We start from the raw sequence: 20001 nt of genomic DNA on the forward strand, positions 1-20001 counted from the left end.
GGCTTTCCCGCTATTTCTTCAACAGCGCTTTCAACATCGCCATGCGTTCCTTGGGGTTCATCGCGGCGGTGGCTTCGTCTTCCTGCAAACGCACGTCGCCCAATCCCATTTCTTCGATGAACCGCGAAGGCTCGCGCACCAGGTCTTCACGCGCGCGGCGGCGGCGCTTGCACCAGCTAAGGTTCAGGCTGCGCTGCGCGCGCGTGATGCCCACGTACATCAAGCGCCGTTCTTCCTGAATGCGCGTGGCCAGGTTCTCGGCGGCGCGGGCCGGGTCACCCACTTCGTCGTCCTTGCCCAAGTGCGGCAGCAAGCCTTCCTCGACGCCCGCCAGGTACACGTGCGGATACTCCAGCCCCTTGGACGCGTGCAAGGTAGACATCTTGACCGCGTCGGGCTCGTCTTCTTCACCGCGTTCCAGCATCGTCACCAGCGCCACGTGCTGCACCAGATCAAACAGCGACATGTTGTCCTCCTCGGCCTTGCGCTTGAGCCAGCCGGTCAGTTCCAACACGTTCTGCCAACGCGTTTGCGCGGGGCGCTCTTCGAACAGTTCGAACAGGTGGCGTTCGTACTGGATGGCTTCCACCAGGTCATCCAGGATGACACCGGCCGGCTCGGCGGGCGCGGCGTCCTTGCCGGAAGCGGCGCCGCGGCCGGCGCGCCATTGCATGCGGCGAATGAATTCGGCAAAGGTGCGCAACGGGTCCAGCTGGCGCGGCGCCAACAGGCTTTCCAGCCCTGTCTCCGCCACGGCGGCCAGCAGCGACAGTTCGCGCGTGGCGGCGTACTGGCCCAGCACCTGCAACGTGGCCTGGCCGATGCCGCGCTTGGGCGTGGTGGCCGCGCGGATGAACGCGGGGTCGTCATCGTCGTTGGCCAGCAGCCGCAGGTACGCCAACACATCCCGCACTTCGGCCTTGTCGAAAAAGCTTTGCCCGCCCGAGATGGTGTACGGAATCTTCAGGTTGCGCAGCGCCTGCTCAAGAATGCGCGACTGGTGATTGCTGCGATACAGGATGGCGAAATCTTTCCACTGCGCCTGGCGCTCGAAGCGCGAGGCCGACACTTTCATGGCGATGGATTCTGCTTCCTGTTCTTCGCCGTCCATGGCCGACACCAGGATGGGTTCGCCCACGCCCAGATCGGACCACAGCTTTTTTTCGAAAAGCTTGGGGTTCTTTTCAATGACCGCGTTGGCGGCGGCCAGAATGCGCTGCACCGAGCGGTAGTTCTGTTCCAGCTTGATGAGCTTGATGTTCGGGTAGTCGGTGGTCAGCTTGGCCAGGTTTTCGATCGTGGCGCCGCGCCAGGCGTAGATGGCCTGGTCGTCGTCGCCCACCGCCGTGAACATGGCACGCGAGCCCGTCAGCAACTGCACCAGGCGGTACTGGCACACGTTGGTGTCCTGGTATTCATCCACCAGCAGGTAGCGCACGCGGTTCTGCCAACGCGTGCGCACCTCTTCGTTGCTGGACAGCAGCAGCGCGGGGATGCGGATCAGGTCATCGAAATCCACGGCCTGATACGCGGCCAGCGTGGCGGCGTAGCTGCGGTAGATGTTGGCGGCTTCCACGTCGCCCGGCGTGACGGCTTCGCGCGCGGCGTCGTCGGGTTCCAGCAGCGCGTTCTTCCACAGCGAAATGATGCCCTGCACGTGCCGCAGCCGGGCCTTGTCGGTGGTGGCCAGCAACTCCTGGATGATGGACATGGCGTCGTCGGCATCCAGGATGGAGAACGTGGGCTTCAGGCCGGCGTTGCGCGCTTCGTCGCGCAGCATCTTCACGCCCAGCGAGTGAAACGTGCTGATGATCAGGCCTTTGGAAAGCTTGCGGTCCACCAGCGTCTTGACGCGCTCGTCCATCTCGCGCGCCGCCTTGTTGGTGAAGGTCAGCGCCACCACGTTGCGGCCCATGTAGCCACACTCACGCAGCAGATACGCGATTTTCTGAGTAATCACCCGCGTCTTTCCGCTGCCGGCGCCGGCCAGCACCAGACAGGGGCCGTCCAGGTACAGCACCGCCTCGCGTTGAGCGGGGTTCATACCTTGGGCAATGGATTCGCTAGCGGACATGTTGAGCTTTAAAACGGGCGCAGGCGCCAAGCGCCTGCCGCGCCAGCGCGATAGAGGAAGAAGATCATAGAACAATCGCCTGGCCGGCGCATGAGGGCAGGCCGCAACTAGATTTCAAGCGGATCCACCTCCAATTGCCAGCGCACGCGCGCCTCGTTGGCGATGTACGGCAGGTGGTGCGACCACGACGCCAGGAATGCCTGCAAGGCCGGGCGGCTGCTGCTTTCCACCAACAACTGCGCGCGTTCGATGTTGGCCACGCGCACCACGCGCAGCGGCACCGGGTCATACAGCATGATGGCGTCCAGGCCGGGAAAGTCGGCCGCCCATTCCCCTTCGGGCAACACGCGGGCGCGCTCCAGGAAGGCTTGCGCCACTTTCAGCTCGCGCGCCTCGGCGGTCAGCAGGGCCTGATACACAAATGGCGGCAAGCCGGTGCTTTCGCGTTCATGCAAGGCGTGGCGCGCAAAGCCCGCGTAGTCGTGGCGCAACAGCGCCTGGTACACGGGCTGCTCGGGATAACCGGTCTGGATCAGCACTTCGCCGTTGCCCTGATGGCGTCCCGCGCGGCCGGCCACCTGCATCAGCTGGGCAAACAGCCGTTCGGGCGCGCGAAAATCGTGCGCGAACAGCATCGAGTCTGAATTAAGCACGCCCACCAACCCCAAGCGCGCAAAATCGTGGCCCTTGGCCACCATCTGCGTGCCAACCAGAATGTCGACCTCGCCCGCATGCACGGACGCGAACAGCGCCTCGGCGCTGCCCTTCTTGCGTGTGCTGTCGGCGTCGATACGCAGGATGCGCGCCTCGGGGAACAGTTCAGCCAGATGCTCTTCGACGCGCTGGGTACCCCGGCCCATGGGGGCCAGATCCTGGTCGCCACATTCCGGGCATGCGCGTGGCACCGGCGCCTGGTAGCCGCAATGGTGGCACTGCAAGCGATGCCCGCGTCCGTCCGTGCGATGCAGCACGGTAAACGCGGTGCAGCGCGGGCAATTGCTGACCCACGCGCACGACTGGCAATGCAGCACGGGGGAATAGCCGCGCCGGTTCAGGAAGATCAGCGACTGTTCCTTGCGTTCCAGCCGCTGTCCGATGGCGTCCAGCAGTTGCGGCGACATGCCGTGCTTCATTTGCAACCGGCGCGTGTCCACCAGCCGCATCGACGGCAACGTGCTGGAACGCGCGCGCCCCGGCAGCGTCAGGCGCAGGTAGCGACCGCGCTCGGCATGCTGCCAGGTTTCCAGGGACGGCGTGGCAGAGCCGAGCACCACGGGGATGTTCAGGTCGTGCGCGCGCCACACGGCAAGATCGCGCGCCGAATAGCGCAGCCCGTCCTGCTGCTTGTAGGACGCGTCGTGCTCTTCATCGACCACGATCAGGCCCAGCTTGCCAAGCGGCGCGAAGATCGACATGCGCGTGCCCAGCAGCATGCGCGCTTCGCCTCGCTGGGCGCGCGCCCAGGCCTGCAAGCGTTCGCCGTCGGACAGCCCGCTGTGCATGACCGCCAGCCCGTCCGGCCCCACCAACGCTTCCAGGCGCGCGCGCAACGCGCCTTCAAGCTGCGGCGTCAAATTGATTTCCGGGACCATCAGCAGAACCTGGCGGCCCTGGCCCAGTACTTTTTCGGCGGCGCGCAGGTAGACCTCGGTCTTGCCGCTGCCCGTCACGCCATGCAGCAGCACGGGTTTGAAAGCGGTCAGCGCGCCGATGGCATCCACCGCGGCAAGCTGCGCGTCGTTCAGTTCGGGCGGCTGGTCAGCCTTGGCAGGCGTACGCACCGGCTTGCGCTTGCGGTTGTCCAGGCGGGTGACGGGGCCACCGGCCGAGCGCTTGCCTTGATACGCCGTGGGCTTGCGCAGGGGCGGGGGCAAGGTCGGCAACATGACTTCGCCCAACGGCCGCTGGTAGTAGTCCGCGGCAAAGCGCGCCAGCCGCAACCAGTCCTCGTCAAACGGGGGCAGGTCGTCCAGCACCTGTTCAATCGGCCGGATCTGCTTGGGGTCGTAGGACGGCTGCGCCGGGTTCTCCACCACCACCCCGATCATCTTGCGCCGGCCAAACGGAACGATGACCCGCAAGCCCACGGCAACAGGCGCATCGCTGCGATAGTCGAACGGGCCGGGCAACGGCACATCCAGCGCCACGCGCACCCAGCAAACGGCTTCGGCGGGCGGGCTGGGCAGCAAATCAGACATGGAGGCAGGTGGGTGTCACGGGGAAGTATTAATCCGAAGGGATGAGGGTCAACGGTCGGTGGGGCGGCCGGGAAATTGGGGCCCGGATGCGCGCAGCGACTCTATCGACGCCTGTGGATAACTTTGGGGAAAAGGCTGGGGCAACATCAACTTTCGGAATAAGCCTAGATTGCCCGGCAGGGAGCAATCCAGTGGAAAACCCGCTTTTTCCTTTTAAAAACAACGATCTATGCAATGTTCCAAGATTGTAAACTAGCTTCTAAAGGGCTTTCCCCGAGCAAATTCTTGCTGTGCACAAGTCCTTGCCGGGGCCCTAGAACTTCGGCCCTGCGGACCGAAGCGTTCACTCACTTACCCGCGCAGCGAGCGGCTATGTTGGTGGACTTCTTCAACCAGTTCGGCTACGGCTTCTGGCGGAGTGAAGCGCGAGATTCCGTGTCCCAGATTGAACACGTGGCCGCCCTTGCCCACCGGCCCGAAAGCGTCGAGCACCCGGCGCGCTTCGGCGCGAATGGCGGGGCCGCCGCCAAACAGCGCCATCGGGTCCAGGTTGCCCTGGAAGGCCACGGAGTCACCGGTGCGGCGGCGGGCGGCGGCCAGGTCCACCGTCCAGTCCAGCCCCACCGCGTCACAACCACACGCTGCGATCTGCTCAAGCCACTGCCCGCCGCCCTTGGTGAACACGATGACCGGCACGCGCCGACCTTCATGTTCGCGAGTCAGGCCGTCGACGACGCGCTTGGTATACGCCAGCGAAAACTGCTGGAACAGGCCGTCCGCCAACACACCGCCCCAGCTGTCGAACAACATGACGGCTTGCGCGCCCGCGGCGATCTGCGCGTTCAGGTATTGCAGCGTGGCCTCGGCGTTGATCTCCAGGATGCGGTGCAGCAGATCGGGCCGCGAATACAGCATTGTCTTGATCAGGCGGTAGTCGTCGCTGCCCTTGCCCTCGACCATATAACAGGCAATGGTGAACGGGCTGCCCGCAAAGCCGATCAGCGGCACCTTGCCGTCCAACTCGCGGCGGATCACGCTGACCGCGTCAAACACGTAGCGCAGCTTGTCCATGTCGGGCACCGCCAGGCGGGCCACGTCTTGCTCATCGCGCACCGGGTGCGCGAAGCGCGGGCCCTCGCCTTCCGCGAAATCCAGGCCCAGGCCCATGGCATGCGGCACGGTCAGGATGTCGGAAAACAGAATGGCCGCATCCAGGTCGAAGCGCGCTAGCGGCTGCAACGTGACTTCCATGGCGTAGTCCGGGTTCTGAGCCAGGCCCATGAAAGAGCCTGCGCGGGCCCGCGTGGCGCGGTACTCCGGCAGGTAGCGACCCGCCTGGCGCATCAGCCAGATCGGGGTATAGGGCACGGGCTCGCGCAAAAGCGAGCGCAAGAACACATCGTTCTTCAAGCTGGAAGCAGACACGACTATCCTCGTTGATCGGAAGCCGTGATTTTACTTCCCTTGGGCGGCAAGCAGCGGCAAGCCCGCACACAGTGCTTGCCAACGCGCAAATGCGGGCACCGGCGCGCCGTTCAAGGACGCAGGCCGCGCAATTGCGCGGCTCGGCGAAACGGGGCCGCGTCGATGCCATGTTTGCGCATCAGCGCCCAGAAGGCCCGCCGATGCTTGGCGGACGCGCGCGCCGCCTGCGCCACATTACCGCCGTGACGCGACAGCGCGTGGTGAATGTAATCGCGCTCAAACCCGGCCACCACCCGCGACTTCGCCAAGCGAAACGCTTCGTGCGCCGGTAGCCGCCGGGGGTCGCGCAAGCTGGCCAGGCCCTGTTCCAGCACGTCGGGCGCCACGCGCGGCCGCGGCGCATGTGGCGGCAAGCCCGCGCCGTCACCGGGCGCCAGATAGTTGGCTGCGGATTCCTGCACCTGGGACGCGCGCTGCTGCTGCCAAGGAGACAGCCGGCCCGCCACCGGCCGGCACAGGCGGCCCAGCCGCACCCGCATGCTTTCCAGGCAGGCGGGCTGAGCCATGAAGTCGGTGGCGCCCAGGCCCAGCAAGTCTTCAATGGCGGGCGCCTTCATATCGTCCATCAGCAGCAACAATGGTGTCGTCAGATCCGCGCCAGCCATCGACAGCGCCGTGCGCGCCCACGCCACCGACCAGGGCGCCACCGGCAGGACGCAGCTGTCATAGCGACGCAGCGCCACCGCCATGCGCGCCAGCACCTGGACGTCAGGTGCCCCGTCTGCCGGCGGCGCCGCGATGTACCCCGCGGTGGGCTGCGCGGCGCTTGTACGCGTGGCGGCAGGCGTTGCATCCATCGGCACCAGATGCAGGCGTACGCGGGGCAACCCGCTTTGATGACGCGCCACCCAGTCGCGCATGGCGGCCTCGTGGCCGGGCGCCAGCAGCACCCCGCAATCCAGGACTTGTCGCACCGCTTTCCCCTTGGCTTGTCAGGCAAAGTTGAAGGCTACTGTTGCCGTTGCGGCCCAGCTATTCGTATCGAACGCATTGCGGTCGCCCCGTCAGCGGCATTGCGGCAAGCCGCTGCAAGCGGAGCGCGCATGAAAAAAGCGGCCAGGGGCCGCTTTTTTCGATCCGGGCGAACCCGGCGTGTACTGCTGTGCCGCTTAGTGCGAACGACCGCCTTGGCGCAGCTTGCGCGCCGCGATGGCTTGCGCAGCCAGCATGGCGAGTTCCGCTTCGACAACTGCGATGTCAGCCTTGTCCTTGGCGTTCGCCAGGGCCTCTTCGGCCTTCTTGCGAGCTTCCACGGCGCGGGCTTCGTCCAGGTCGGAAGCACGGATAGCGGTGTCGGCCAAAACCGTCACGCTGCCCGGCTGCACTTCCAGAATGCCCCCGGCGACGAAGATGTTTTCCTCGCCTTGGTCGGCACGAACGATCTTGACCGTACCGGGGCGTATGCGCGAAATCAGCGGGGTGTGGCCGGGCAAGATGCCCAGTTCACCCGCTTCGCCAGGCAGCACCACGAACTTCGCCTCACCGGAGAAGATCGCTTCCTCTGCGCTGACGACATCCACATGCAGGGTAGCCATATCGGTTCCTTATTGCAGTTTCTTGGCCTTCTCGAAGGCCTCGTCGATCGAACCGACCATGTAGAAGGCCTGTTCCGGCAGGGCATCGCACTCGCCGTCCACGATCATCTTGAAACCACGGATGGTTTCGGCCAGCGGAACGTACTTGCCGGGCGAGCCGGTAAACACTTCAGCCACGTGGAACGGCTGCGACAGGAAGCGCTGGATCTTACGCGCGCGGGCCACGGCCTGCTTGTCTTCCGGCGACAGTTCGTCCATGCCCAGAATCGCGATGATGTCGCGCAGTTCCTTGTAGCGTTGCAGCGTTTGCTGCACGCCACGCGCAACGGCGTAGTGCTCTTCGCCCACGACTTGCGGGTCGAGCTGGCGGCTGGACGAATCCAGCGGATCCACGGCCGGGTAGATACCCAGCGAAGCGATGTCACGCGACAGCACGACGGTGGAGTCCAAATGCTGGAAGGTCGTGGCAGGCGACGGATCGGTCAAGTCATCCGCAGGGACGTACACGGCCTGGATGGACGTGATCGAGCCCGTCTTGGTCGACGTGATGCGCTCTTGCAGCTTGCCCATTTCTTCAGCCAGCGTGGGCTGGTAGCCCACGGCCGACGGCATACGGCCCAGCAGTGCGGACACTTCGGTACCGGCCAACGTGTAGCGGTAGATGTTGTCCACGAAGAACAGGATGTCGCGGCCTTCGTCACGGAACTTCTCGGCCATCGTCAGGCCGGTCAGCGCCACGCGCAGGCGGTTGCCCGGGGGTTCGTTCATCTGACCGAACACCATCGCAACCTTGTCCAGAACGTTCGACTCTTCCATTTCGTGGTAGAAGTCGTTGCCTTCGCGGGTACGTTCCCCCACGCCGGCAAACACCGACAAACCGCTGTGCTGCTTGGCGATGTTGTTGATGAGTTCCATCATGTTCACGGTCTTGCCCACGCCGGCGCCGCCGAACAGGCCGACCTTGCCGCCCTTTGCGAACGGGCACACCAAGTCAATAACCTTGATGCCGGTTTCCAGCAGTTCCACCGACGGCGACAGTTCGTCGAAACGGGGAGCCGATTGGTGGATGCCACGCTTTTCTTCGTGCTGGATCGGGCCGGCTTCGTCGATGGGACGACCCAGCACGTCCATGATGCGGCCCAGCGTGCCGGTGCCGACCGGCACCGAGATCGGAGCGCCCGTGCCCGTGACCTTCATGCCGCGACGCAGACCGTCGCTGGAGCCCAGCGCAATGGTACGCACCACGCCGTCGCCCAGCTGTTGCTGCACTTCCAGCGTCAGGCCCTTTTCGGCGAACGACGAAGACTCGTCGTCAGCCAGGGTAAGCGCTTCATAGATCTTGGGCATGTGATCGCGGGGGAACTGAATATCCACCACGGCGCCGATGCACTGAACGATGGTTCCGTTGCTCATGTCGATTCCTTGCTTGATAGCTTTAGACGGGAGCTGCCTGCCTTAAACGGCGGCAGCGCCCCCTACGATTTCCGAAATTTCTTTGGTGATCGCGGCCTGACGGGTCTTGTTGTAGACCAGTTGCAGCTCTCCGATGACCTTCTTGGCGTTGTCCGACGCCGCCTTCATGGCGACCATCCGGGCCGACTGCTCCGAAGCCATGTTCTCGGCCACGGCTTGATACAGCAGGCCTTCAACGTAACGCTGCAGCAGGTCGTCGATCACGCTACGGGCGTCGGGTTCGTAGATGTAATCCCAGCTGTAGTCCGACTTCACTTCCGACGTCTTGGCCAGGCTTTCGGCACCCGATTGGTACGGATCATCCAAACCACTGGCCAACGGCAGCAGGCGCAGGAACAGCGGCTCCTGCTTCATCGTGTTGACGAAGCGGGTCGAAGCCACGTACAGCGCATCGATGCGGCCGTCCAGGTAGGCGTCCAGCTGCACCTTGATCGCGCCCAGCAGGCGGTCCAGTTGCGGCTTGTCGCCCAGTTGCACTTCCTGGGAAACCAGTTTGGCGCCGATACGGGTCAGCACACCCACGCCCTTGTTGCCGAAAGCGGTCGCTTGCACGGCGATGCCGTTTTTCTCGAACTCTTTCAGCTTGCCCAACGTCACGCGAGTGATGTTGGTGTTCAAGCCGCCGCACAAACCCTTGTCAGTCGTCACCATGACCACGCCGACCGCCTTGACTTCGCGTTCGACCAGGTACGGGTGGCTGTACTCGGGGTTGGCTTGCATCAGGTGCGCAGCAATCTCGCGCACCTTGGTGGCGTACGGACGACCAGCACGCATCCGTTCCTGCGCCTTGCGCATTTTGGATGCGGCGACCATTTCCATCGCCTTGGTGATCTTGCGCGTGTTTTGCACGCTCTTGATCTTGGTTCGGATTTCCTTAATTCCGGGCATTGCGCTTTCCTGTGAAGACTGGCCGATGGGTTCCGCTCACGCCTCAACCATCCGGTAAGGACGGGTGAGGCGTTGCAGACGCCTAACCCATCACTTTCTTAAAAAGCACCGTGCTTCTTGAATTCCTGAACGGCGGTGGCCAGTTCGGCCTCGTCGTCCTTGGACAGTTCCTTGGTGTCTTCGATGCGCTGGATCATGGCCGCATGCTTGGCCTTCAGCTGATCCTTCAGCGACTTCTCGAACGACAGCACTTGGGCCACGTCCACGTCATCCAGGTAGCCGTTGTTGACCGTGTACAGCGTGACGGCCAGTTCCCACACTTGCAGCGGCTGGTATTGCGGCTGCTTGAGCAGTTCGACCACGCGCTTGCCGCGTTCCAGCTGGCGACGGGTGGCGTCGTCCAGGTCGGAAGCGAATTGCGCGAAGGCGGCCAGTTCACGGTACTGCGCCAAGTCGGTACGGATACCGCCGGACAGCTTCTTGACGACCTTGGTCTGCGCAGCACCACCCACACGCGACACCGAGATACCGGCGTTGATGGCGGGGCGGACACCGGCGTTGAACAGGTCGGTTTCCAGGAAGATCTGGCCGTCGGTGATCGAGATCACGTTGGTCGGAACGAAGGCGGACACGTCGCCTGCCTGCGTTTCGATGATCGGCAGTGCGGTCAGCGAACCGGTCTTGCCCTTGACGGCGCCGTTGGTGAACTTTTCGACGTAGTCTTCGTTCACGCGGGCAGCACGTTCCAGCAGACGCGAGTGCAGGTAGAACACGTCGCCCGGGTAGGCTTCGCGGCCCGGCGGACGGCGCAGCAGCAGCGACACCTGGCGGTAGGCCCAGGCTTGCTTGGTCAGATCGTCATAAACGATCAGGGCGTCTTCGCCACGATCGCGGAAGTATTCGCCCATCGTGCAACCGGCGTAGGCGGCCAGGTATTGCATGGCGGCCGAGTCCGAAGCCGAAGCGGCCACGACGATGGTGTATTCCATCGCGCCGTGCTCTTCCAGCTTGCGCACCACGTTGTTGATCGTGGAAGCCTTCTGGCCGATAGCGACGTACACGCAGGTGACGCCCTTGCCCTTCTGGCTGATGATCGTGTCGACAGCGACGGCGGTCTTGCCGGTCTGGCGGTCGCCAATGATCAGCTCGCGCTGGCCACGGCCGATCGGCACCATCGAGTCGATAGCCTTGACGCCGGTTTGCAGCGGCTGCGACACCGAGCGGCGGGCGATAACGCCAGGCGCCACTTTTTCAATGATGTCGGTTTCTTTGGCGTTGACCGGGCCCTTGCCGTCGATCGGCTCGCCCAGCGTGTTGACCACGCGGCCTTTCAGTTCCGGACCGACCGGGACTTCCAGAATGCGGCCGGTCGTCTTGACCTGGTCGCCTTCGGAGATGCCGGTGTAGTCGCCCAGAATAACGGCGCCGACGGAATCGCGCTCGAGGTTGAGCGCCAGACCGAAAACATTGTTGGGAAATTCGAGCATTTCGCCCTGCATCACGTCGGACAAGCCGTGGATGCGGGTAATACCGTCGGTCACGGACACGACGGTGCCCTGAGTACGGACATCAGCCGAAGCGCCCAGGCCCTCGATGCGGCTCTTGAGCAGTTCGCTGATCTCGGAGGGATTGAGTTGCATATTGACTCCTGGAATCCTGTTAGTTGCCTTAAGCGGCGAGCTGATCGCGCATGCGGACCAATTGAGCTTGTACGGAAGTATCGAGCACTTGGTCGCCGACAGCCACGCGCACGCCGCCGATCAACGACTGGTCGACGGTGACGTTGGGCTTGAGCTTGAGGCCGAATTTTTGTTCAAGGGCGGCAACCAGGTCTTTGACCTGGGCGTCGCTCAGCTCGAACGCGCTGGTGATTTCCGCCTGCGCCGTGCCCTCGTGACGATTGCGCAGCACCACGAATTGCGAGGCGATGTCGGGCAGCAGCAGCAGCCGGTCGTTTTCAACCAGCAACTCGATGAAATTACGGGCGGCCTGCGGCAGTTCGGCCTTGATCAGGCCGGAGAACAGCTCGACGCGCTGCTTATCGCCCAGACGCGGGTCGGCCATGGCCTCGCGCACGTCCGGGTTGGAGGCGACCTGCGACATTTCGCTGACCAGGTCGGCCCAGGCCGGCAAGCCGGCCTTGTCGTCGCGCGCTGCGCTGAAGAGCGCTTCAGCGTAGGGCCGGGCAACAGTGGAAAGTTCAGCCATGACGGTCCCGGATTAAAGCTGCGCGCGAAGCTGGTTGAGCAGCTCGGCGTGGGCGCGGGCGTCAACCTCGCGCTTGAGGATCTGTTCAGCACCCTTGACGGCCAACGCGGCAACATCGTCGCGCAGCGAGTCACGAGCGCGCTGGACTTCCTGCGCGGCATCCTGAGCAGCCTGAGCCACGATGCGGGCGCGTTCAGCTTCCGCTTCACGGCGGGCTTGCTCGATCAGGGAGGCGGCTTGCTTCTCGGCCTCGATGATGCGGGCGTGGTTTTCGGACTTGGCAGAAGCCTCGATCAGACTGACGCGCGCCTGGGCTTGAGCCAAGTCGGCTTTGCCCTTCTCGGCGGCGGCAAGGCCGTCGGCGATTTTTTGGCGGCGCTCGTCCATCGCCTTCGTCAGAGGAGGCCACACGAATTTCATCGTGAACCAGCCCAGAACGAAGAACACGAGCATCTGGAAAATGATCGTCGCGTTCAGATTCACGGTCGTTCCTTTAACACCTTGCGGCTCCGACCGCACCCGGAAAGGGGCGTCACGGAGCACTCGATACTTTGCTGGCCGGCGACGGGGCTGTTGCCCACATCGCCGCCAACGTCATGACCCGCCTATTCGCCGGCGGGCGCTGCCTTAACCGACGAACGGGTTGGCGAAGGCGAACAGCATGGCAATACCCACGCCGATCAGGAATGCCGCGTCGATCAGGCCGGCCAGCAGGAACATCTTCGTTTGCAGAGCGTTCATCAGCTCAGGCTGACGAGCCGAAGCTTCCAGATACTTGCCGCCCATCAATGCGATGCCGATGCAAGCGCCGATAGCACCCAAACCGATGATGAGACCGCAAGCGAGGGCAACGAAAGCGACGTTGGTCATGACAACTCCTTGGTTAGAAATCTGAAGTCAAAAATTGAAAAATAAGGGGTACAGCTCAATGCAAGATAATCTTGCTATCCCACGCTGGCCGGGTGGCCAGCGCAGGAAATTCGGGGGATCAGTGGCCTTCGTGTGCCTGGCCGAGATACACCAGTGTCAGCATCATGAAGATGAAGGCCTGCAGAAGAACGATCAGGATGTGGAAGATCGCCCAGATGGAGCCGGCCAGGATGTGGCCGATTCCCAAGCCGATGCTGGCGCCGTTAAAGCCGGTCCAGGCGCCGCCCAGGAGGGCGATCAGCATGAAAATCAGTTCGCCGGCGAACATGTTGCCGAACAACCGCATGCCCAGCGACACGGACTTGGCGGCGTATTCGATCAGGTTCAGCAGCAGGTTGAACGGGGCCAGCACAACGGCGCCCAGGCCATGCGCATGGAACGGCGCGGTGAACAGTTCTTTGACGAAGCCGCCCGGGTGCTTGATCTTGATGCCGTAATAGAACATCAGCAGCAGCACGCCCAGCGACATGCCCATGGGCACGTTCAAGTCGGCCGTCGGCAGAATGCGGTGGTAATAGAGGGGGTCGCCGTGCTCGGCACCCAGGCCGGTCAGGCGCCAGATGGAGGGCAACAGGTCAACCGGCAGCAAGTCCAGCGCGTTCATCAGGATGATCCAGAGGAACACGGTGAGCGCCAGCGGGGCGATGAAAAGACGGCTTTTGGCGTTGTGGACAATGCCCTTGGCCTGGTCGTCGACCATGTCGACGATCATTTCCACGAAGGCCTGGAAGCGGGGCGGCACGCCACTGGTGGCGCGGCGAGCAGCGCGCCACAGGAAGAAAATGACGATCAGACCCATCAGGCCGGACCAGAACAACGAGTCGTAATTGATGATGTCGAACTGAGCAATTGCGCTCTGTTTTTCACCGGTATTGTTCAGATGCACCAAGTGATGCTGAATATACGCGGACTGAGGCGACACGTCGCTGGCAGCAGCCATTTGAATCCTACCCTATTTGCTGTATGCCCGAACCCTTGCGAGCCGGACGATTCCACGATCACGTTTGCCGCTACTTACTGCTCGGCGCTAAGACAACTTGCGGAACATCAAGAGCAGGAGGTAGCCCTTCAATGTGAGTATCAAACCCAGCAATGCGGCAGGCCAAACCAGACTGTCCTGTGCCACACGCGAAAGCACCCACAACAACAACGCCGTTGCGAATAACTTGATCAACTCACCAGAGAGAAAGGTAAAAGGGTTGGCGCGACCAGCCCGAACGCTGACAACCAGGCGCAATGCAAACAATGCATTGGGTATGAAATACGCTCCCGCCCCCGCCAGCGCCGACCAACCCGCCGCCGCCCCTCCGACAACTCCCGCAATTACTGCCGCTGCGAGCCCCATGGCGCCCTGCGCCGCCAATGCCAACAGGAGACCTCGGCTTGCCTGAGCATTCAGCGCGGCGCGGTCTGCGTCGCTAAGCACCAGAACTTTTACTTCATCATCCTGGTCCAACAAATCTCGCTGCTGCTGCTGTTGCGGTTTTTCACCTTGGTGTTCACCCGGTTTTCCACCCGATTGTTCACCCGGTTGTTCACCATACAACGCGCCTCGCATCGAGCCTTGTGCTGAGCTTTGCGCTGCCTCTACTTCTGACCCGCGCATCTTTTGCATCAAGCATCCCCGCTGCACTACTACCCTGTCAGAACCGGCTTGCCCATGCATGTCAGTGCTTTTCAGCCCCGCTTTTGCATACCCGGCCGCCACGTGTTCTTATCCCGCAAGCGTCAAACCCGCAGAGTATAGCGTGAATCTTTTTGCCCAAGCAAATGAACTTTCGGCCGTTTGTAAGGTGGGCGCAACGACCGCGCAACACTGAAATTAGGGACGCGGGCAATGCTTGCTCAATGGTCCCGCAAGCCTTGCCCCACGCGGTCCCGCGATAAAAAAGCGGCCCTTGTACAAAGGGCCGCTTTTAGTTTCGGCAAGCGGTGCTAATACACGGCTGCGATCAATCTTCCTTGACCGGCGGCGGCGCCCACAGACCGTCCAGCGCGGTGTCCTGCGGCCAGTACAAACGCATGCTCAACAGGAACGGACCGTCGGCGGCCGGCGAGCTGATCCAGTTGGAACGCTTCTTCTCGCCCGGGTCGCGACGCTGGATGTAGATGTCCAGCGAACCGTCCGCGTTGTACTTCAGGCCGTCGGTGCTGCGCAGGGCGTAACGGTTGGCCGGGTTCTCGCCAAAGCCGTGCTTGTCGTTATAGACGTGCAGCGACCAGAACGCGTTGGCCGGCGGGAGCTGGCCCTTGTCGAAGTGCAGCACGTAGTCTTCATCGGACTTGAGCTGGCGGCCCTTCGAGTCGGACACGGTCACCGGGTACAGCACGTCTTCCGGCGTCGGCGCGCCCAGGCCCGCGTAGGCGATGGCGGCGCGGCGCGAATAGTCGGTGCCGTAGGTGCCGATGCCGGACAGCACGGTATTCCAGCCATTGATCGGCGTGCCCAGGCGCGCCACGCCATCGGCGATACGGCGACCCGCCAGTGGCTGCGCGTCGGCCAGCGCCTGTTGCACCGCGGGGCTCAGGCGTCCATACGAGAACGGTTGACGGCTATCCAGGCCGATGCGGCGCATGCGGTCCAGGATGGGTGTGTCGTTGGCGTGCGGCGGGTTGTTGCGCAGCACGTCGAAGAACACCGTGAAGAACGACGCGGCGTCCATGCTGGCGGCTTGTTCGGCGGGCGTGCCGTCCGGAACATTCACCGGCGTCGGCATGGGCAAGCCGCTGCCGATCGGCGCCGAGCCCACGCGTGATCCGGTTTGCGGATACGCGTTGCCGGCGTTGCGGTTGCGGTACGGCGTGGTGGCGGAGGCGGCCGGGGCGATAAGCGGCGACGCGGTCATGCCGGCCTGGATCTGATTCACGGCGGCATAGTCTTGCGGGCCGCCCGTCTGCGTCCAGCCGATCAGCCAACCCGTCGAGGTCGGGCTGTGGATGACGTCCATGCCCGTGGGCAGGGTGCCTTGCCAATTCGGGCCGACAATCGCAAACGACTGCGCGCCGCGACCGTTGGTACGCGTGCCGCGCGAGGCGAACACGTCGCTCCACATGTCCAGCGCCGACAGCACCGAGTAGCGGCCGCCGGTATCGGGCAGGTTCACGATCAGCGGCGCTTGCGACACGTCGAACCACAGGCTGGAATACAGCGCAGCGGCGCTGGGCCACGGCGTATCGGCGGCGCGCGGATCGGGGAACGCGGTCTTGTGGCCGAATTGGTTGATTGGCGCGCGGCCGTCCAGCGGCGTCTGCACGGCGGTGGCCTTGCGACGCGCCAGCTCCATCAGCACCATCGGGTAGGCGTAGACATAGGCGTCGATCGCGGTGTCACGCAATTCCGCTTCGCTCGTCTGCGGCGCGGGCGCGGACGAGGCGGGATAGGGCGTTTCGGAAACCAGGCGCAGCGAGGGCTGCGGCGATTGAGCCTGGGTGGCGGTCATGAAGCAGACGCTTAACGCGCCGGCGAGTACCGCGGTCGACCACCGGCGGTTAGCGATAAATGTACGCATGCAAGGCTCCTTCTTGATTTTGTTTGCTAGCGAGCCGCCGCGCGGGACTTGCCAGTGGGGCAAGCCGCTCTGGCGCGGCACCTCTTGATGACGCTTAACCAGCATAGGGAAGAACTCTGCAACAAGGTGCTGCCCAGACGTTTCAAGGCGCAACGTGCCCGCACGCCTGCCGCGCCCATGAAAAAGCGCGCCGGTGTGGGCGCGCTGGGCATCCCGCGACATCGGCGCGGGCGTTTTACTGTCGTAACAAGCCTTAACGGTGTTTAAAGTCCGGTTTGCGCTTTTCGGTAAAAGCCGCCATGCCTTCCTTCTGGTCTTCGGTGGCGAACAGCGAATGGAACACGCGGCGCTCGAACAACAAGCCTTCGTTCAACGAGCCTTCGAACGCGCGGTTCACGCATTCCTTGGCCATCATCACGGACGGCAGCGACATCGATGCGATCACGGTCGCGGCGTCCAGCGCTTCTTCCATCAGCTTGTCGGCGCCGACCACGCGCGAGACCAGGCCGGCGCGCTCGGCTTCTTCGGCACCCATCATGCGGGCGGTCAAGGCCAGGTCCATGGCCTTGGCCTTGCCCACCGCGCGCGGCAAGCGCTGCGTGCCGCCCGCGCCGGGGATCACACCCAGCTTGATTTCGGGCTGGCCGAACTTGGCATTGTCGGCGGCGATGATGATGTCGCACATCATCGCCAGCTCGCAGCCACCGCCCAAGGCGTAGCCGGCCACGGCGGCGATCACGGGTTTGCGAATGCGCTTCAGGGTTTCCCAGTTGCGGGTGATGTATTCGCTGCCGTACACGTCCATGTACGACCAGTCTTTCATGGCGCCGATGTCCGCGCCCGCGGCAAACGCCTTTTCGCTGCCGGTGATGACCACGCAGCCGATGTCGGCGTTGGCCTCGAACGCCAACAGCGCCGCGCCGAGCTCATCCATCAGTTGATCGTTCAGCGCGTTCAGCGCCTTGGGGCGGTTCAGCGTCAGCAGACCGACGCGGCCCCGGGTTTCGACCAGCACAAACGACTCGCTCATTGAATGTCTCCAGTAGGAAGTATGAAATAAGATACGAGCATGAAAAAAGACAACGCTTGCCCCGTACTTTACCGCCTGACGCCCTATGACCCCGCCGGACACCGCTACCGGATAACCCTAACGATCGACGCCCCCTCGCCCGACGGCCAGCGCTTGTCGTTGCCGGCCTGGATTCCGGGCAGCTATCTGATCCGCGACTTTTCCCGCCAGATTGAATCCGTGGCGGCGTACTCGGGTTCGCGCCGGGTGATTGTCGACAAAATCGATAACCACACCTGGCAGGCTGCGCCCGTGGACGGGCCCCTGCGGGTGGAATACGTCGTCTATGCCTGGGACTTGTCGGTACGCGGCGCGCACCTGGATGAAACGCATGGCTTTTTCAACGGCACCAGCGTCTTCCTGCGTGTGCACGGGCAAGACCACCTGCCCTGCCTGGTTGACCTGGCGCCCCCGCGTGGCATCGACGGCTGGAAGGTCTACACCAGCCTGCCGGAAGCCACCGGCCAGCGGGGCGCGGCACGGCGCCACGGCTTTGGCCTGTACCTGGCGCCCGACTACGATGCGTTGATCGACCACCCGGTGGAAATGGGCCGGCCGCAGGTGGTCAGCTTTACCTCGCATGGCGCCGAACACGAACTGGTGTTCACGGGCGTGGCGCCCAACCTGGATCTGGCTCGCATCGCGTCCGACGTGAAGAAGATCTGCGACACGCAGATTGAATTCTTCGAGCCGCGCACCAAGCGCGCGCCCTTCCTGGACAGCTCGAACCGCTACGTCTTCATGACGATGATCACCGGCGACGGCTACGGCGGCCTGGAACATCGCGCCAGCACCGCGCTGATGACGGCCCGCAAAGACTTGCCGGTGCTGGGCCAGCAAGGCCAGGGCGAAGGCTATCGCGGCTTTCTCGGCCTAGTCAGCCATGAGTACTTTCACACCTGGAACGTCAAGCGCATCAAGCCGCAGGCCTTTGCGCCCTACCATCTTGAGCAGCCCGACCTGACGCGCTTGTTGTGGGTGTTCGAAGGCTTCACGTCTTACTACGACGACCTGCTGCTGCTGCGTTCCGGCGCGATCACGCAAACGGAATATCTGCGCCTGCTGGCCAAGACCATCACCAGCGTCGCCCGCACCCCGGGCCGCGCCAAGCAATCCGTGGCGGAAAGTTCGTTCGACGCGTGGACCCGCTATTACAAGCAGGACGAGAATTCGCCGAACGCGCTGGTCAGCTACTACACCAAGGGCGCGCTGGTGGCGCTGGGGCTGGACCTGCTGATCCGCCGCGAAAGCGGCGGCGCGCACTCGCTGGACGATGTAATGCGTTTGCTATGGGACCGCTACGGCCGCGACTTCTTTCAGGGCAAGCCGCAAGGCCTGCCGGAAGACGCGCTGCCGGGGCTGATCCTGGAAGCCACCGGCGTGGACACCCGGCGCTTCATCGCGCGCCACGCCTACGGCACGGCCGACGTGCCGCTGGCCGAACTGCTGGCCGATCAAGGCATTACGTTGCATTGGAAAACGTCGGTCAACATTCCTACGCTGGATGTGCGCACGCGCAAACAAGGCGACGCGCTGACGCTTGCCACCGTGTTGGAAGGCGGCGCGGCGCACAAGGGCGGGCTGTCGGCGGGTGACGTGCTGGTGGCGCTGGACGGATTGCGGGTGGAAGCGCCGGCGGGCCTGGACATGCTGCTGTCGCAATACCTGCCGGGCGACCGCGTGACGGTGCATGTGTTCCGGCGCGACGAGCTGCGCGCGTTCCGCGTCAGGCTGAACGCGCCCGAAGCGCTGGACTGCGTGTTGACGGTGTAAGGACACGGGCGCGCACCACGCGCGCCCCGCTTACCTGATCCGGCTTCTTATTCGTAGAACAGGGTCATCGTGGCGGTCGCGCTGATCTTGCCCCCCGTGAACTTGGGCGCAGTCTGGTAGTAGCGCGCGGCCAAGGGAATCGACACGATGGCCGGGCCCGCGTTGGGCGTCGACGTGATTTCCATGCGCGTCTCCAGCGGTTGAACGACATTGCTGCCAACGTCCCCCATCACCAGTTGCACCCCCACCCCTTTCGCCATTCCTTCTGCGCTGGAGTTCCTGATCACGTTGTTTTCCTGGCCCGGCGCGTCGATCCGATAGGCGACTTTCACGCCGGGGTCGCATGCCAGATTGACAGTAAAGGGGTGGGCACCGGCCGTGGCGCCCACATGACCCAGATCCCGGTCACGAATGGTAGGCATGTCCACCTTCATTTCGCTGTCAATGGGCAGGCAGCTGATGATCTTTGCGTCGTAGCCAAGGTTGTTGAAGACGATAGCGTTGCTGACCAAGGCGCTGTAGCGCACTTCAACGCGTAGGTCCCGCGTCGTTCCGGACTGGATCGGCCCTGTCTTGATGAAATCGATCCTGAAAGTCTGCGGTGGGGTGTAGTCCCAGGGATTGAGATTTCGTTTTGGCGTCATGGGCGACGGCATGAACACGCCGTATTCGTGCGGCCAGAAGACGCGTACCCCGATGCCCGGTATGCCCGACGCATACACCCTGTCGTAGCCGGCGACCGGGGTGGGGTTCGACACGAATCCGTACGAAAACGTGTCTCGCGTAGAAGTGCACTTGACCTTGGCCGCGGGGTCGTTGATGGAAATGGAGTGGATCGTGCTGCCCACGGGCGCGGGGC

The 20001-nt window shown here is 63.5% G+C and carries 17 protein-coding genes; 1 reads left to right on the plus strand and 16 read right to left on the minus strand.

Translation table 11 applies throughout. The annotated features are described in order from the left end of the window. Nucleotides 1-10 precede the first annotated feature (10 nt). The 15 genes from ACNPP0_RS02425 to ACNPP0_RS02495 form a co-directional block, all read right to left on the minus strand. A complete protein-coding gene (locus ACNPP0_RS02425) occupies nucleotides 11-2074 on the minus strand; it encodes a UvrD-helicase domain-containing protein (protein WP_448704925.1) in 2064 nt (687 codons plus the stop codon). Nucleotides 2075-2181: 107 nt separating this feature from the next. Next, entirely contained in the window at nucleotides 2182-4272 is a 2091-nt protein-coding gene (locus ACNPP0_RS02430) for a primosomal protein N' (RefSeq protein ID WP_448704926.1), read from the minus strand. 351 nt (nucleotides 4273-4623) lie between these two features. Further along, nucleotides 4624-5697: a uroporphyrinogen decarboxylase gene (hemE, locus tag ACNPP0_RS02435; RefSeq protein ID WP_046806627.1), complete on the minus strand. Its 1074-nt coding sequence runs from the start codon at nucleotides 5695-5697 to the stop codon at nucleotides 4624-4626. Between the two features lie 110 nt (nucleotides 5698-5807). Beyond that, entirely contained in the window at nucleotides 5808-6671 is an 864-nt protein-coding gene (locus ACNPP0_RS02440; protein ID WP_448704927.1) for a helix-turn-helix domain-containing protein, read from the minus strand. Between the two features lie 195 nt (nucleotides 6672-6866). Beyond that, on the minus strand, nucleotides 6867-7292 hold the full coding sequence (locus ACNPP0_RS02445) for a F0F1 ATP synthase subunit epsilon (RefSeq protein WP_006217064.1): 426 nt from the start codon (nucleotides 7290-7292) through the stop codon (nucleotides 6867-6869). 9 nt (nucleotides 7293-7301) lie between these two features. After that, the gene (atpD, locus tag ACNPP0_RS02450) at nucleotides 7302-8705 is read right to left on the minus strand and encodes a F0F1 ATP synthase subunit beta (protein WP_050730535.1); all 1404 of its coding nucleotides are present in this window, start codon (nucleotides 8703-8705) and stop codon (nucleotides 7302-7304) included. A 42-nt stretch (nucleotides 8706-8747) separates the two neighbouring features. Then, nucleotides 8748-9653 carry a F0F1 ATP synthase subunit gamma gene (gene atpG, locus ACNPP0_RS02455; RefSeq protein WP_332612473.1) on the minus strand — a complete coding sequence of 302 codons (906 nt, stop codon included), beginning with the start codon at nucleotides 9651-9653 and terminating at the stop codon, nucleotides 8748-8750. 98 nt (nucleotides 9654-9751) lie between these two features. Next, nucleotides 9752-11293, minus strand: a complete 1542-nt coding sequence (atpA, locus tag ACNPP0_RS02460) for a F0F1 ATP synthase subunit alpha (protein ID WP_006217061.1) — start codon at nucleotides 11291-11293, stop codon at nucleotides 9752-9754. A gap of 28 nt (nucleotides 11294-11321) precedes the next feature. Continuing rightward, nucleotides 11322-11861 carry a F0F1 ATP synthase subunit delta gene (locus ACNPP0_RS02465; RefSeq protein ID WP_046806632.1) on the minus strand — a complete coding sequence of 180 codons (540 nt, stop codon included), beginning with the start codon at nucleotides 11859-11861 and terminating at the stop codon, nucleotides 11322-11324. Nucleotides 11862-11873: 12 nt separating this feature from the next. Then, nucleotides 11874-12344: a F0F1 ATP synthase subunit B gene (locus ACNPP0_RS02470; protein WP_006227275.1), complete on the minus strand. Its 471-nt coding sequence runs from the start codon at nucleotides 12342-12344 to the stop codon at nucleotides 11874-11876. A gap of 144 nt (nucleotides 12345-12488) precedes the next feature. Continuing rightward, a complete protein-coding gene (gene atpE / locus ACNPP0_RS02475; RefSeq protein WP_003815363.1) occupies nucleotides 12489-12731 on the minus strand; it encodes a F0F1 ATP synthase subunit C in 243 nt (80 codons plus the stop codon). Between the two features lie 118 nt (nucleotides 12732-12849). Continuing rightward, nucleotides 12850-13731: a F0F1 ATP synthase subunit A gene (atpB, locus tag ACNPP0_RS02480; RefSeq protein ID WP_448704928.1), complete on the minus strand. Its 882-nt coding sequence runs from the start codon at nucleotides 13729-13731 to the stop codon at nucleotides 12850-12852. Nucleotides 13732-13818: 87 nt separating this feature from the next. Further along, nucleotides 13819-14250 (minus strand): ATP synthase subunit I, encoded by a 432-nt coding sequence (locus ACNPP0_RS02485; RefSeq protein ID WP_332612607.1) that lies wholly within the window; start codon nucleotides 14248-14250, stop codon nucleotides 13819-13821. Between the two features lie 493 nt (nucleotides 14251-14743). Next, a complete protein-coding gene (locus ACNPP0_RS02490; RefSeq protein ID WP_448704929.1) occupies nucleotides 14744-16300 on the minus strand; it encodes a DUF1254 domain-containing protein in 1557 nt (518 codons plus the stop codon). Nucleotides 16301-16553: 253 nt separating this feature from the next. Next, nucleotides 16554-17330 carry an enoyl-CoA hydratase gene (locus ACNPP0_RS02495; protein ID WP_332612478.1) on the minus strand — a complete coding sequence of 259 codons (777 nt, stop codon included), beginning with the start codon at nucleotides 17328-17330 and terminating at the stop codon, nucleotides 16554-16556. A 39-nt stretch (nucleotides 17331-17369) separates the two neighbouring features. On the opposite strand from ACNPP0_RS02495, the gene ACNPP0_RS02500 reads away from it, so the two are divergent. Further along, nucleotides 17370-19142, plus strand: a complete 1773-nt coding sequence (locus ACNPP0_RS02500) for a M61 family metallopeptidase (protein ID WP_448704930.1) — start codon at nucleotides 17370-17372, stop codon at nucleotides 19140-19142. A gap of 47 nt (nucleotides 19143-19189) precedes the next feature. Here ACNPP0_RS02500 and ACNPP0_RS02505 read toward each other — a convergent pair. Next, on the minus strand, nucleotides 19190-20001 hold an 812-nt coding region (locus ACNPP0_RS02505), incomplete at its 5' end, for a fimbrial protein (RefSeq protein ID WP_448704931.1).

Source organism: Achromobacter semiaridum, from assembly GCF_053543755.1.